Genomic DNA, 12,818 nt, shown 5'->3' with positions numbered 1-12,818 from the left:
CGAAAACCTAGACACATTTGACAGGCGATTAACAAAAAAAATAGCAAATATTTGCGGCTGTGTGGAATAAGAAAGATTTAAAGCGTCTTCTTTCTTATTCCACACAGCCGTTTTTTGCTGGGTTTTATAGAATTGACTGATAATAGAAATAAAAATAAATAAAGGAATCATGAAAAATTGGCACAGGATATGCATCATATTCTCACTAATGATGTGAAAAAAATATCAACTATTGAAAATATAGAGGAGGGAATTGATGTGAATTTTATACTGAGTAAGGAACAAGAGATGGTTCGCAAAATGGTTCGTGAATTTACACTTAAAGAGGTAGCCGGACTTGCAGCAGAGATTGACGAGACAGAAAGATTTCCAAAGGAAACCGTAGAGAAGATGCGTCGATACGGTATGATGGGCATGATCGTACCAAAGATATATGGAGGAGCAGAAGCCGATGAGGTTGCCTATGCGATCACAGTAGAAGAGCTTTCCAGAGCTTGTGGTACAACAGGCGTAATCTGTTCGGCCCATACTTCCTTGGCATGCTGGCCGATCTTAAAATACGGAACAGAAGAACAAAAACAAAAATTTCTAATCCCTTTGGCAAAAGGTGAAAAGATAGGTGCTTTTGGATTGACAGAACCCAATGCAGGTACAGATGCAGCAGGACAGCAGACAACTGCAGTGCCGGAAGGAGAAGCGTGGATATTAAATGGCACAAAGATTTTTATCACCAATGGCGGGGAAGCGGATACTTATGTGATTTTTGCCATGACAGACAAAAGTAAAGGCGTAAAAGGAATCACCGCTTTTATTGTTGAGAGAGGAACCCCTGGCTTCAGCATCGGAAAAAAAGAGAAAAAGATGGGTATCCGCGGTTCAGCAACCACAGAATTGATTTTTGAAAACTGTAGAATTCCGAAGGAAAATTTATTGGGTCAAATCGGTAAAGGATTTGGCATTGCTATGGGTACATTGGATGGCGGCCGGATTGGTATTGCGGCCCAAGCATTAGGCATTGCCCAAGGTGCCATGGATGAAACGATTAAATATGTACAACAAAGAGAGCAGTTTGGAAAACCTATTGGAAAGTTCCAAGCACTTCAATTTGAGATTGCCGATATGGAAACGAGAATTAATGCTGCCCGCTGGCTGGTATATAACGCAGCATGGAGAAAGTCAAAAGGGCTCAGCTATGGAAAAGAAGCTGCTATGGCCAAGCTTTTCGCTTCAGAGACAGCGATGTATGTAACGACAAAAGCAGTGCAGCTTCATGGAGGCTATGGCTATACCCAAGATTATCCTGTTGAAAGAATGATGCGGGATGCTAAGATTACTGAAATCTACGAAGGAACCTCAGAGGTGCAAAGAATGGTAATCTCTGCGGCAACGATAAAATAAAGGAGGAATTTTCGTGAAGATCATTGTTTGTGTAAAGCAAGTTCCTGATACAAATGAAGTGAAAATAGATCCGGTGAAAGGAACACTGATTCGTGAAGGGGTTCCCAGTATACTCAATCCAGATGATAAAAATGCATTAGAAGAGGCTTTGGCACTAAAGGATAAGAATCCGGCAGTACATGTAACGGTTATTACCATGGGACCGCCTCAGGCAGATGAAATGCTGCGGGAGTGTCTGGCTATGGGTGCAGACGAAGCAATCCTGTTAAGTGACCGCGCTTTTGCCGGGGCGGATACATGGGCTACCTCCAATACGCTGGCGGCAGCTGTCCGAAAAATCGGAAACTATGATATCTTATTCGCCGGAAGACAGGCAATTGATGGAGACACAGCGCAAGTAGGGCCACAGCTGGCAGAAAGATTAGATATTCCACAGGTAACCTATGTACAGCATTTTGAAATTCAAGGAGAAGAAATTCTGGTTCAAAGAGCCTTGGAAGATGGATATGAACTGATCAAGGCAAAAACGCCGGTTCTTTTAACTGCCATCAAAGAATTAAATCATCCTCGCTATATGTCTATTGACGGAATCTATGATGCTTTCCGGGAAAAAGAAGTGAAAGTATGGACCTTGGCTGACTTGGCAGTGCAGAAGCAAGAGGTTGGCTTGGATGCATCACCAACCCAGGTAAAACGCTCCTTTACGCCGGAACCCAAGGGAAAAGGAATCATGCTTAAAGGAAATACAAAGGAAATGGTAGAGCAGTTAGTTGGCAGTTTAAAACAAAAGCATATAATATAATCGGGAGAGTGGAGGGAAAAAGATGGCAATTATAGTATTAGAGGATAAATGTATCGGCTGTAAGCTTTGTTTAAAGGCTTGCCCCTTCGATGCAATCGATATGATTGAGAAAAAAGCTGTTATTAATGATAAATGTGTGGCTTGCGGTGCCTGTTTGGATGCATGTAAGTTTGACGCGATCCTTCGGGAAGATCAGGGAGCAGCAGAAAAGGATTTATCTGCTTACAAAAATGTCTGGGTATTTGTAGAGCAGCGGGAAGATAAAATTATGCCGGTAGCCATAGAACTTCTGGGAGAAGGAAAAAGACTGGCAAAAGAAATTGGTGTAGAACTCTGTGCCGTATTGCTGGGAGAGGACATAGGAGAGTTGGCGAAAGACTGTATCGCCTACGGTGCAGATAAAGTGTATTTGGCACAGCATCCGCTGTTGAAAGTATTTACTACCGATGGATATACAAAGGTAATTTCTGAACTGATCCAAGCAGAAAAACCTGAAATTGTCCTTTTAGGAGCAACCCATATTGGAAGAGATTTGGCTCCAAGGGTTGCGGCTAGAGTGGATACGGGACTAACGGCAGATTGTACGAAGCTGGAGATTGACCAGGAAGACAAGAAGCTGCTGCAAACCCGTCCGGCCTTTGGCGGAAACATCATGGCCACCATTGTATGTACGAAGCACAGGCCGCAGATGGCTACTGTGAGACCTGGCGTTATGGACAAGGCAGTAAGTGATGCCGGAAGAAGCGGGCAAATTATCGAAGTACCGGTGAATCTGGAGAAGAAGGATATTCGAACAGAAGTAATAAAAGTTGTAAAATCGGACAAGGCAATGGTGGCTTTAGAGGAGGCAGAAGTAATTGTTGCCGGTGGAAGAGGTTTAGGAAAACCTGAAGGTTTTCAGTTGCTTGAGCAGCTGGCCAATCGATTAGGCGGAGTGGTAGGAGCATCCCGTGCAACTGTAGATGCAGGATGGATCAATCATGATCACCAGGTAGGACAGACGGGAAAAACAGTAAAACCCAGGATTTATATTGCTTGCGGTATTTCAGGTGCCATTCAGCATATGGCGGGAATGCAAGGAGCGGATATCATTATTGCCATTAACAAAAATCCGGATGCTCCGATCTTCGGAATTGCTGATTATGGGATCGTAGGAGATCTATATGAGGTCGTTCCGGCTTTAATAGATGGACTAGAACGTGTAGATGATATTGTAAAGGCAATGAAAGAAGTAGCAGCAGCGCTGTAAATCGTGTAGATAATAAGCTTGGTAAGGGTGGACGACGCTGTCCACCCGTTGCTATTTTTGTCATTGAAAAATATTCTCAATAATGTTATAATTGCATGAATAAAAGATAACAGGTGGTCAGAATGGGGAACTATTACAACGAAATCAATCGAATGCTGGATAAAGTGATTCATAAGGTACTGATTTATGATCGCAAAGGCTTCAAAGTCGGCGTAAAGGGAGAAGCTCTATCCCTATTGGACTTGGACATTCTACGAAGGGTCGGCGAGCAGGATTATAAAAAACTATATGCATTGGTAGAGGAAATGGAAATGGACCGTGGTTTGATTTCCTCCTGTGTTCAAAAGTTGGCTTTAAATGGATATCTTGAAAAAGAAAAGTCAAAAAAGGATAAGCGGGCATATATTGTCAGGCTTACTGAACTTGGAAGAAGGATGACAGAACACAATCTGGAAAAGCAGAAGGAATTGCTCCATTTTATTTTAGATGATATGAGCTTAAATGAAGAAAAAGCCATTCTAAAGTTTCTTAGTAAAATTAACCAAACCACCTTATCAAACAATAGAAAAACAGAAGAAAAGAACAATACCCCCTGATGAGATCAGAGGGTATCTTTTTTAAGAATTCAATGAGACTACTCTTGTACAGGAGCGTCAACTGGGCATACATTTGCGCAAGCGCCGCAGTCAATACATCCGCTTTGGTCGATTACATATTTGTCGTCTCCAGCGCTGATTACATTTACTGGACACTCTGGTTCACAAGCACCACAGCTGATACAAGAATCTAAAATTACATATGCCATATGTATATCCTCCTCAAAATTATTTTTTCTTTGGATATTAGTATTATAGCAAAAGCCATTTTTTTCAACAATAAAACATACAAAAATATAGGGCAAAAAAACTAATATATAATGATTATCATTGTATATCCATCCGCGAGAAATACAATACTATTCTGTTAAGGTATGATAAAATATAGGATGAAAGTATATGCACGTATAAAAGGGAGGTTCTCCATGAAAGTATATGCACTCATCGGGAGCAGCGGCACAGGAAAAAGCTACCGGGCAATGACATTAGCCCATGAGAAGAAATTAGACTATATTATTGATGACGGGCTATTGATTCATGAAAATAAGATTGTGGCAGGAAAATCGGCCAAAAGAGAAGCTACTGCAGTAGGAGCGGTCAAGAGAGCGCTCTTTGCCAGTGAAGAGCATCGAAAATTGGTGCAGGAAGCCATCGAAAGGCTTAAACCAAAGGGAATCTTAATATTGGGAACCTCAGACCGAATGGTAGAAAAAATTGCTTCCCATCTAGAGATAGGCCCTATTCAACAGTATGTTTTTATTGAAGAGATTTCTACAGAGGAGGAGCGAAGAATTGCGCAAAAACAGCGACAGGAATTAGGAAAGCATGTCATTCCGGTACCTACCTTTGAGATTAAGGAAGATTTTTCCGGATACTTCATCGACCCACTTAAAATTCTTCGCAGAAGAAAAGACAACAGTGTCCATATCTCTGAAAAGTCTGTAGTAAGACCTACCTTTAGTTATCTTGGGAAGTATACGATATCTGATAAAGTAATTAGCGACCTGGTCTATCATGCAGCCTATAAGGTAATAGGAACCTATAAAATTTCTAAAGTGGATGTTGTAAATCATCCAAATGGCATTGTGATCCATTTAGAATTAGTTTTTGCATATGGAAATCCTGTTAGAGAATTAGCAAAGTTGGTTCAAAGGCAGATAAAAGAAGAGGTAGAATACATGACAGCACTGAATATTTTGGGGATAAATGTCACAATAAAAAGTTTAGTGATTATTTAATGCACGGTGTTTACAAAAAAATTTGAGTATGTTATAATGACTTTGGAGTGGGACAAAAGATGATAAACATTGAAATACCAAAGCGGAAAATGTTTTCCTTGTATGCGTGCGCGTGACTATATTTTCAAAAAATTTTGTAAAGTTAAAATATTAACAATTTTAAAGAATAATTTATGAATTTTTTTGGAATAATAGGGTGTGCATGGTTTTTTTATGATTTTTTATATCAATATATAAATGAATGAGGAGGTCATAAGAAATGGCTGAAAAAACATTAAATCCTTTTGAGATTGCACAGCATCAGGTTAAGGTAGCATGTGACAAATTAGGAGCAGATCCGGCAGTATATGAAATCTTAAAGAATCCTTTAAGAACCTTGGAAGTATCTATTCCGGTAAGAATGGATGATGGAAGCATTAAAACTTTTATTGGTTTCAGAGCACAGCACAACGATGCACCTGGACCGACAAAGGGCGGTATCCGTTTCCATCACGATGTATCTAGAGATGAAGTAAAGGCATTATCCACATGGATGACATTCAAATGTAACGTAATCGGGTTACCATACGGTGGCGGCAAGGGCGGAATCATCGTAGATCCGGCAACATTATCAAAGGGCGAATTAGAGAGATTGTCAAGAGCATACATAACAGCAATCGCTCCAATCGTAGGAGACAGAAAAGACATTCCGGCACCGGATGTAAATACAAATGGACAGATCATGTCTTGGATGGTAGATGAGTTCAGCAAATTAAGAGGATATAACGAGCCTGGCGTAATCACAGGAAAGCCTGTCGATTTTGGCGGTTCTTTAGCAAGAACAGAAGCAACAGGATACGGCGTAGCGATCATGGCAAGAGATGCAGCGAAGAAAACCGGATTAGACTTAAATGGTGCAACGGTAGCCATTCAAGGATTCGGAAACGTAGGAAGCTATGCAGCATTATACATCACGCAGATGGGTGCAAAGGTAATTGCAGTATCTGACTCCAGTGTATGCATCGTAAATGAAAATGGATTAGATGTGAAGGCATTGATGGAATATACAGCACAAAACAGACATGTAAAGGGCTTCCCGGGCGCAACAAAAGAAATCGACAGAAGTGAAGTATTAACCATGGATGTAGATATGTTATTCCCATGTGCTTTAGAAAACCAAATCACATCTAAGAATGTAAATGATATCAAGGCAAAAATCATCTCTGAAGGAGCCAATGGACCTACAACACCGGAAGCAGATGAAGTATTATTCAAAAAGGGTATCGTAGTTATTCCGGACATTCTTGCAAATGCCGGCGGAGTAACTGTATCCTACTTCGAGTGGGTACAAAACCTAATGAACTACTACTGGAGCTTCGAAGAAGTACAAACAAAGCAGGAAGCATTGATGGTAAAAGCCTTCGAAGAAATCTGGGCATTAAAAGAAGAGCATAAGGTAGATATGAGAACAGCAGCATATATGATGTCTATCAAGCGTGTTGCTACTGCAATGAAATTAAGAGGCTGGTACTAAAATAAAGATCCATAAAAAATAAACTGCGATTTTTCGCAGTTTATTTTTTATGGATCTTTATTACATTTTAGGGACGAATATTACATTTTCAAGACAATAACTATTTTTAACCAAAATATGTATTACAATAAAGGAGAGGAGGGAGTGCGGATGAATAGAAAGAAGCAATTATTCATTATATATATAATTACGCTATTGTGCGCTATGGGAATGGGTGCAGCTGCATACGGAAATGAAAATATTGGCTACTTGCCCCCCCAGCCCAAGGATATTCGGGTAATGGTATCAAAGCCTACCATCAGTCTGCCTATTTTTTTAAATAATAACGTCATACAGTCTATTGAAATGAAATTAAACGGATCGGTTGTAGCGGCAAAATATGATGAGCGCCTTCAGGCGATTGTTCATATTCCTAAGGAATCGTTAAGGGCAGGATCCTATAAAGTAGACCTTGCAGTAGCCTTTAAAGGTTGGACAAAGACTTTTAATCAAAGCTGGCAATTCTCTGTCAGCGAAAATGCAGTTGCTGTTTTGCCGGCAGCGACAGAGGAACAGAAACAGGTACTGGAGTATGTGAATCAATACAGAAAGTTTATGGGGCTGCAGGAGCTACGGTTAAATGACAGTTTAAATGCTGCAGCATTGGCGCATGCCAACTATATGGCCCTGAATAAACAGATTACCCATGAACAACTTGCCAATGCTAAAGGGTTTACTGGTGCTAAACCCTGGGACAGAGTAGGGGCTTTCGGATACGGCGGCAGCTTGGTTAGTGAGAACCTCAGTTCTGGCAACCGGAACTACCGGGAATCCATCGATGGATTGGTGGATGCTCCCTATCACCGGCTGGTTTGGCTGAATCCTTTTTTAACAGACCTAGGTTATGGGATGAAGGATCGATATTATACCTATAAATTTGGTGGAGGAAAGACCGAAAAAGATAAATTAATGGTCTATCCTATGGAAAATCAAACCGATGTAAATACTGCATGGAGCGGCAATGAAAGTCCAAATCCCTTACGGTTTCATAATAAAAAGCAAAACGTAGGGTATCCGATTACACTCTCCTATTTTACTGACAAAAATATTAGCAAAATAACCATTGATAAAGCTGTTTTAACCAATTCAAGAGGGAGTACACTCAATACCTTTTTAAATACTCCCGGAAAGGACCAATGGTTACAGGACAGTGTGATTTTGATTCCCTCAAGCCCATTGACAGCAAAGGAGAAACATACGGTCACCATAAAGGGGAAAATTGAATTTGATGATAAAACCTCAGAAATCATTGATAAAACCTGGAGCTTCACTACAGCGGCAACACCAGCAGATGTAAACAAATGGATCAGCCGGACGAATTATGAAGATATTGGAGGACATTGGGCACAGAAGGATATCATGGATCTGGAGAAAAGAGGTATTTTCACTCCTAAAACCGGCAGCTATTTTAGGCCGAATGACAAGATTACCCGGGCAGAATTTGCAGAATTTATTGTAAAAGCCCTAGGACTGGAGACAAAAGGCTATGAAGGATTATTAAAAGATGTACGTACAACAACGAATAAATCCTTATATATTGAAGCAGCATATCGGGCAGGAATTATTCGAGGGACCGGAAATGGGAATTTTGAACCAGGAAGATTGATCACGCGGGAAGAAATTTCGGTTATGGTCATCCGGGCTTTTGAGAAAAAAGGAAACAAAGAATTAATCAAGAATTTACCGGAACTAAGCTTTGCGGATAAGGGTGCTATAAGCGGATGGGCGGCGCAGGATATTCGGGCAGCCGGCAAGTTGGGAATTATTCGGGGAAGAACCGGAAACCGATTCGTTCCAAAAGACAATGCTACAAGGGCAGAGGCTGCTACGATGATGAAACGGTTATTGGAAAAATTATAGAATCATAAAAAAGGGATCGTGAGAAGCATATTTTCAGATCCCTTTTATCAGTCTTCACTGCGAAGTACGTTAGAAGATTCCTTGCCGCTCCAGATCCAAACCAGCAAGAATCCGGCGGTAAAAAGAAATACAACCAATGGGTTTGGCGTGGAGGGCATAATAGCCCTGGAGGATCCTAGGATTAAGCCTGCAAAAAAGAAAGATACCATTGCACGATACTTTTCATATAATTTCCCCAGCAGGTTTAACAGCAGAAAGATGCCTAGTACACTGCCGGCACCGAAAAACAGCAAATTGGAGAGCTGTAATTCCTTAATAGAAAAAAGCATGGTATCATAAAGGCCCAGTAAAATCAATACAGAGCTTCCCGGAATCCCGGGAATAATCATTGCAGCACTGGAAAAAGCGCCACCCAGCATCAACAGCCACCAGTTTACGTTTTCTGTTTCTATACTGTGACCCAAAGGCTCTACAACCATTAATAAACCGATTAATACGCCAAGGACCATGGTGATAAATCCTTTTTGATTAACCTTGGGGCAACCCCGGAGAACTGCTTTGATAGAGGCTAGGAGACATCCAAGCAGAAAGGCTGCTGTAGGATCCCTATGGTTTTCAAAGAAAAAAGCAAAAGTAAATCCACCGCCGAAAATACCGATCAGAATACCTCCAGCCAGCGGTAAATAGGGGCGGATATGCAACCTTAATAGGTCTTTTACCATTTTTTCATAAAGACCAAAGATAAGAAAAACGGTTCCACCGCTCATTCCCGGCAGTACGATAATAAAACCAAGGATAATTCCTTGAATGACTAAGCCCATGTGTTCCTCCTATGAATGCAGATGCAGAAAAAATGCACCTTTCTTTTGCATGCAATCAATCTTATTATACCACAAATTGAGGCATACAAAACCGGCGAACCTGGGATTCTTATTTTTAAAATTATAAGGTAATACCGGCTTCTTCCAAAGTGACCATCTCACGAACCATATAGGTCGCAGCCTCAACAAAGTTGAAGGCAAGAGCAGCACCGCTTCCTTCACCCAGCCGGAGATCCATGTCAAACATGGACTTTAAACCTAACAGTGCAGTGGCTTTTGCTGCGCCTTTTTCTGCAGAACTGTGGGAAGGAATGAGGAAGTTTTTTACCTTAGGAGCCAGTGCAACTGCAATCAATGCTGCAGCGGTGGAAATAAATCCGTCTACGACTACCGGAACGCGATGGGCTGCTGCAGCCAGCATGGTTCCAGCCATTCCACCGATCTCGAAGCCGCCTACCTTTGCCAAAACATCAATGCCATCCTTGGGATTTGGCCGGTTGCAGGCGATGGCGCGACGAATCACATCTGCTTTATGGGACAGCCGGTCGATAGATAGCCCTGCGCCAATGCCCACGACTTCGGAGGGATCAAAGGCGCCAAGTACAGAAAGGATGGCAGCACTGGCAGTAGTGTTGGAGATGCCCATTTCACCGGTGCCAATCAAATTTTTTCCTTGACGGATTTGTTCACTGGTTATCTCAATGCCGATTTCCAAGGCTTGGATGGCCTCGTCCCTTGACATGGCAGGTCCCTTCGCCATATTGTCAGTACCATATCGTATTTTGCGATTGATTACACCGGGAGCGTCTAGATCAACAGCTACTCCGACATCCACGACGACTACATCTGCACGGGCCTGTTTTGCAAAGGCACAAACGCCCGTTACACCTCTAACGAAGTTAGGGGTTTGAATCGCTGTAATGATCTGATCATTAGGGGCGACGCCCTCTGCATAAACCCCATGGTCTGCGGACATCACGATAATTACCTTTTGATCTGCCTCTGGGAAAGGGTTATTGGTGATGCCCGCCAGATGTACAGCCAAATCCTCCATTCTGCCCAAGCTTCCAGGCGGTTTTACCAAATGGTCTACACGATATCTGGTTTGCTTCATCACTTCGGAATTCAATTCTCCAATGCTTTCAATGGTTTGCTTTAATAATTGCATATTATTCCTCCTTTTTAGTAAAAAGAAAAAGTTCATGATTGATTTGCAATACAAATCAATCATGAACTTTACCATCATTCAAAGACGCTAGATTTCTATAGGCAGGTCTCCTGGCTCAGATTCAACGTTTTACACCCCTTCCCGGAAAACCAGTGGTTAAATGTGCAAAACTCCTCTTTACAGTGGTGGGACCGCTGAAGCATTTCACTTCATTCCCTATTCTCCCCAAAGGGGCACCTATAGTGTAGATTTAATTATATATTTTATTCCTATTAAAAGTGAGTTTTTTTGATAAACTATACTTAAAGATTATATTCTTCGAAAAAGCAAAATATCCTGCTACGATAAGGGAGGAAAATATTTTGAAATATAACATTCAACAGGTCAAAGATGCTGTCGTAATAAAAGGTGTTCAAGATTTTGAATTGCCTCATATTTTTGAGTGTGGGCAATGCTTTCGTTGGTGGCGGGAAGATGACGGCAGCTATACGATGACTGCGAAGGGAAAAGTGATCAATCTCTGTCGCCGGGAAAACAGTCTCATTATACATCCTACAACCCTTGAAGAATTTCACCAGGTATGGTATTCCTATTTTGATATGGATCGCGACTATGGAACAATCAAAAAAGTTTTATCAGAGAATGATCCGGTTATGGAGAAAGCCACTGCTTTTGGACATGGTATCCGTATTTTGCGACAGGATCCGTGGGAGACATTGATCTCTTTTATTATTTCTTCCAATCGGGGAATCTCAATGATTCAAAAATCCATAGAGGATTTAAGTCTTCGATATGGCACCTATATCGGTGAATATAGAGGGAGAAAATACTATGATTTTCCTAAGCCGCAGGCATTACTAAATCAGACTGTAGAAGCCATTCGCCTGTCTAAAACCGGTTATCGGGCGAAATATATTGTCGATGCAGCTGCAGTGGCAGCAGAAAATCAAATAGAGCTGTATCAGGTGCACAATCTGTCGACGGAAAATGCTAGAAAAACATTGCTGCGGATTAGTGGTGTAGGCCCTAAAGTAGCCGACTGTATTTTGTTGTTTTCTATGGACAAGCAAGATGCTTTTCCCATTGATACCTGGGTAAAAAGAGTTATGGAGTTTTTCTATGTGCCCCAGGGCATCCCCTTAAATCAGCTGCAAGATTATGCAGGAAAGCGGTTTGGCGCTTACGCAGGTTTTGCGCAGCAATACCTGTTTTATTATGCACGGGAATTAGGCATTGGTAAAGGAGGACAGGGAAGGAATTTTTAATTGTATACAGAATAATAAATAAAAAAGCAGAATATATAAGTTGCAATAGCGGAGTCATGGGGACGGTTCGTCTGGCACAGATGTTTTTTATGTGCATGAGGAACTGTCCCCTGGCGTAGCGAATGTAACATATTTATTGCAACTTATCTAGCTACGAGGGGGAGCAGCTTATGTGGGGAACAATTGTCAATGCATTGGCAGTTATAGGGGGAAGTTTGGTAGGGCTCCTATTTCGGGGAGGAATTCCTGATAAATACAATGAGACGGTCATGAAAGGAATCGGACTTGCTGTTGTACTGATTGGAATCATGGGAGGCTTAAAAACGCAAGATTTAGTACTGGTGATTTTTAGTCTTGCCATCGGAAGCATTCTGGGAGAAATGCTGCGCATTGAAGATAATCTTGAAAAACTGGGAAATTGGTTGGAAAATAAAATGGGTGGAAAAGAAGGCGGAATTGCAAAAGGCTTTGTAGCTGCCAGTCTGCTGTTCTGTGTAGGCTCAATGGCAATCGTAGGGTCCTTAGAGAGCGGGCTGACAGGAAATCATCAGACACTCTATGCAAAATCAGTTTTAGACGGGATTGCTTCTATTGTATTTACTTCTACCCTGGGTATTGGAGTAATCTTCTCTTCCGTAGCGCTGTTTCTTTATCAAGGTTTTATCACATTAACGGCTGAGTATATGAAGGATTTTTTAACAGAAGATGTCATTCGGGAAATGTCAGCCATCGGTGGATTGTTGATTTTGGCCATAGGATTTAATATATTAGAATTTAAACGAATCAAAGTAGGGAATATGCTGCCGGCTATTTTTGTACCGCTGGTTTATTATATATTGAAGCTTATTTATTTTGGTATTTTCTCATAG

At 41.4% G+C, this 12,818-nt stretch carries 12 protein-coding genes and 1 riboswitch; of the genes, 9 read left to right on the top strand and 3 right to left on the bottom strand.

The window, feature by feature from the left end; all coding sequences use genetic code 11:
• Window positions 1–258 precede the first annotated feature (258 nt).
• From Gferi_RS10530 to Gferi_RS10515, 4 genes are all read left to right on the top strand, one after another.
• Window positions 259–1,398 (top strand): acyl-CoA dehydrogenase, encoded by a 1,140-nt coding sequence (locus Gferi_RS10530; RefSeq protein WP_069981381.1) that lies wholly within the window; start codon window positions 259–261, stop codon window positions 1,396–1,398.
• Window positions 1,399–1,411: 13 nt separating this feature from the next.
• Window positions 1,412–2,200, top strand: a complete 789-nt coding sequence (gene etfB / locus Gferi_RS10525; RefSeq protein ID WP_069976228.1) for an electron transfer flavoprotein subunit beta — start codon at window positions 1,412–1,414, stop codon at window positions 2,198–2,200.
• 22 nt (window positions 2,201–2,222) lie between these two features.
• Window positions 2,223–3,449 (top strand): electron transfer flavoprotein subunit alpha, encoded by a 1,227-nt coding sequence (locus Gferi_RS10520; protein ID WP_069976226.1) that lies wholly within the window; start codon window positions 2,223–2,225, stop codon window positions 3,447–3,449.
• Window positions 3,450–3,571: 122 nt separating this feature from the next.
• Window positions 3,572–4,045, top strand: coding sequence for a MarR family winged helix-turn-helix transcriptional regulator (locus Gferi_RS10515; RefSeq protein WP_069976224.1), 474 nt, complete (start codon window positions 3,572–3,574; stop codon window positions 4,043–4,045).
• A 38-nt stretch (window positions 4,046–4,083) separates the two neighbouring features.
• On the opposite strand, the gene Gferi_RS29170 is transcribed toward Gferi_RS10515, so the two are convergent.
• Window positions 4,084–4,254: a DUF362 domain-containing protein gene (locus tag Gferi_RS29170; protein WP_069976222.1), complete on the bottom strand. Its 171-nt coding sequence runs from the start codon at window positions 4,252–4,254 to the stop codon at window positions 4,084–4,086.
• Window positions 4,255–4,470: 216 nt separating this feature from the next.
• Between Gferi_RS29170 and Gferi_RS10505 the strand changes: the two genes are divergently transcribed.
• From Gferi_RS10505 to Gferi_RS10495, 3 genes are all read left to right on the top strand, one after another.
• Window positions 4,471–5,283: an Asp23/Gls24 family envelope stress response protein gene (locus Gferi_RS10505; RefSeq protein ID WP_069976221.1), complete on the top strand. Its 813-nt coding sequence runs from the start codon at window positions 4,471–4,473 to the stop codon at window positions 5,281–5,283.
• A 259-nt stretch (window positions 5,284–5,542) separates the two neighbouring features.
• A complete protein-coding gene (locus Gferi_RS10500) occupies window positions 5,543–6,796 on the top strand; it encodes a Glu/Leu/Phe/Val family dehydrogenase (RefSeq protein ID WP_069976219.1) in 1,254 nt (417 codons plus the stop codon).
• A 150-nt stretch (window positions 6,797–6,946) separates the two neighbouring features.
• Window positions 6,947–8,695, top strand: coding sequence for a CAP and S-layer homology domain-containing protein (locus Gferi_RS10495; protein ID WP_069976217.1), 1,749 nt, complete (start codon window positions 6,947–6,949; stop codon window positions 8,693–8,695).
• Window positions 8,696–8,742: 47 nt separating this feature from the next.
• Here Gferi_RS10495 and Gferi_RS10490 read toward each other — a convergent pair whose 3' ends face one another.
• Complete coding sequence (locus tag Gferi_RS10490) at window positions 8,743–9,516, bottom strand: undecaprenyl phosphate translocase family protein (protein ID WP_069976215.1); 774 nt, start codon at window positions 9,514–9,516, stop codon at window positions 8,743–8,745.
• A 121-nt stretch (window positions 9,517–9,637) separates the two neighbouring features.
• Window positions 9,638–10,684, bottom strand: coding sequence for a nicotinate-nucleotide--dimethylbenzimidazole phosphoribosyltransferase (gene cobT / locus Gferi_RS10485; protein WP_069976213.1), 1,047 nt, complete (start codon window positions 10,682–10,684; stop codon window positions 9,638–9,640).
• Between the two features lie 83 nt (window positions 10,685–10,767).
• Window positions 10,768–10,940: riboswitch (cobalamin riboswitch) on the bottom strand.
• Window positions 10,941–11,046: 106 nt separating this feature from the next.
• Here cobT and Gferi_RS10480 point away from each other — a divergent pair.
• Window positions 11,047–11,949: a DNA-3-methyladenine glycosylase family protein gene (locus Gferi_RS10480; protein ID WP_069976211.1), complete on the top strand. Its 903-nt coding sequence runs from the start codon at window positions 11,047–11,049 to the stop codon at window positions 11,947–11,949.
• A 170-nt stretch (window positions 11,950–12,119) separates the two neighbouring features.
• Window positions 12,120–12,818 (top strand): DUF554 domain-containing protein, encoded by a 699-nt coding sequence (locus tag Gferi_RS10475; protein WP_083273488.1) that lies wholly within the window; start codon window positions 12,120–12,122, stop codon window positions 12,816–12,818.

The organism is Geosporobacter ferrireducens, assembly GCF_001750685.1.
Classification (GTDB): Bacteria; Bacillota; Clostridia; order Peptostreptococcales; family Thermotaleaceae; genus Geosporobacter; species Geosporobacter ferrireducens.
This window is presented reverse-complemented; position numbering and strand designations above follow the sequence as displayed.

Bases quoted from the DNA above. Each gene is read 5' to 3' on its own strand.
- Gferi_RS10520 (WP_069976226.1), top strand. From the start codon at position 2,223: ATGGCAATTATAGTATTAGAGGATAAATGTATCGGCTGTAAGCTTTGT.
- Gferi_RS10515 (WP_069976224.1), top strand. From the start codon at position 3,572: ATGGGGAACTATTACAACGAAATCAATCGAATGCTGGATAAAGTGATT.
- Gferi_RS29170 (WP_069976222.1), bottom strand. From the start codon at position 4,254: ATGGCATATGTAATTTTAGATTCTTGTATCAGCTGTGGTGCTTGTGAA.
- Gferi_RS10505 (WP_069976221.1), top strand. From the start codon at position 4,471: ATGAAAGTATATGCACTCATCGGGAGCAGCGGCACAGGAAAAAGCTAC.
- Gferi_RS10500 (WP_069976219.1), top strand. From the start codon at position 5,543: ATGGCTGAAAAAACATTAAATCCTTTTGAGATTGCACAGCATCAGGTT.
- Gferi_RS10495 (WP_069976217.1), top strand. From the start codon at position 6,947: ATGAATAGAAAGAAGCAATTATTCATTATATATATAATTACGCTATTG.
- Gferi_RS10490 (WP_069976215.1), bottom strand. From the start codon at position 9,516: ATGGGCTTAGTCATTCAAGGAATTATCCTTGGTTTTATTATCGTACTG.
- cobT (WP_069976213.1), bottom strand. From the start codon at position 10,684: ATGCAATTATTAAAGCAAACCATTGAAAGCATTGGAGAATTGAATTCC.
- Gferi_RS10475 (WP_083273488.1), top strand. From the start codon at position 12,120: ATGTGGGGAACAATTGTCAATGCATTGGCAGTTATAGGGGGAAGTTTG.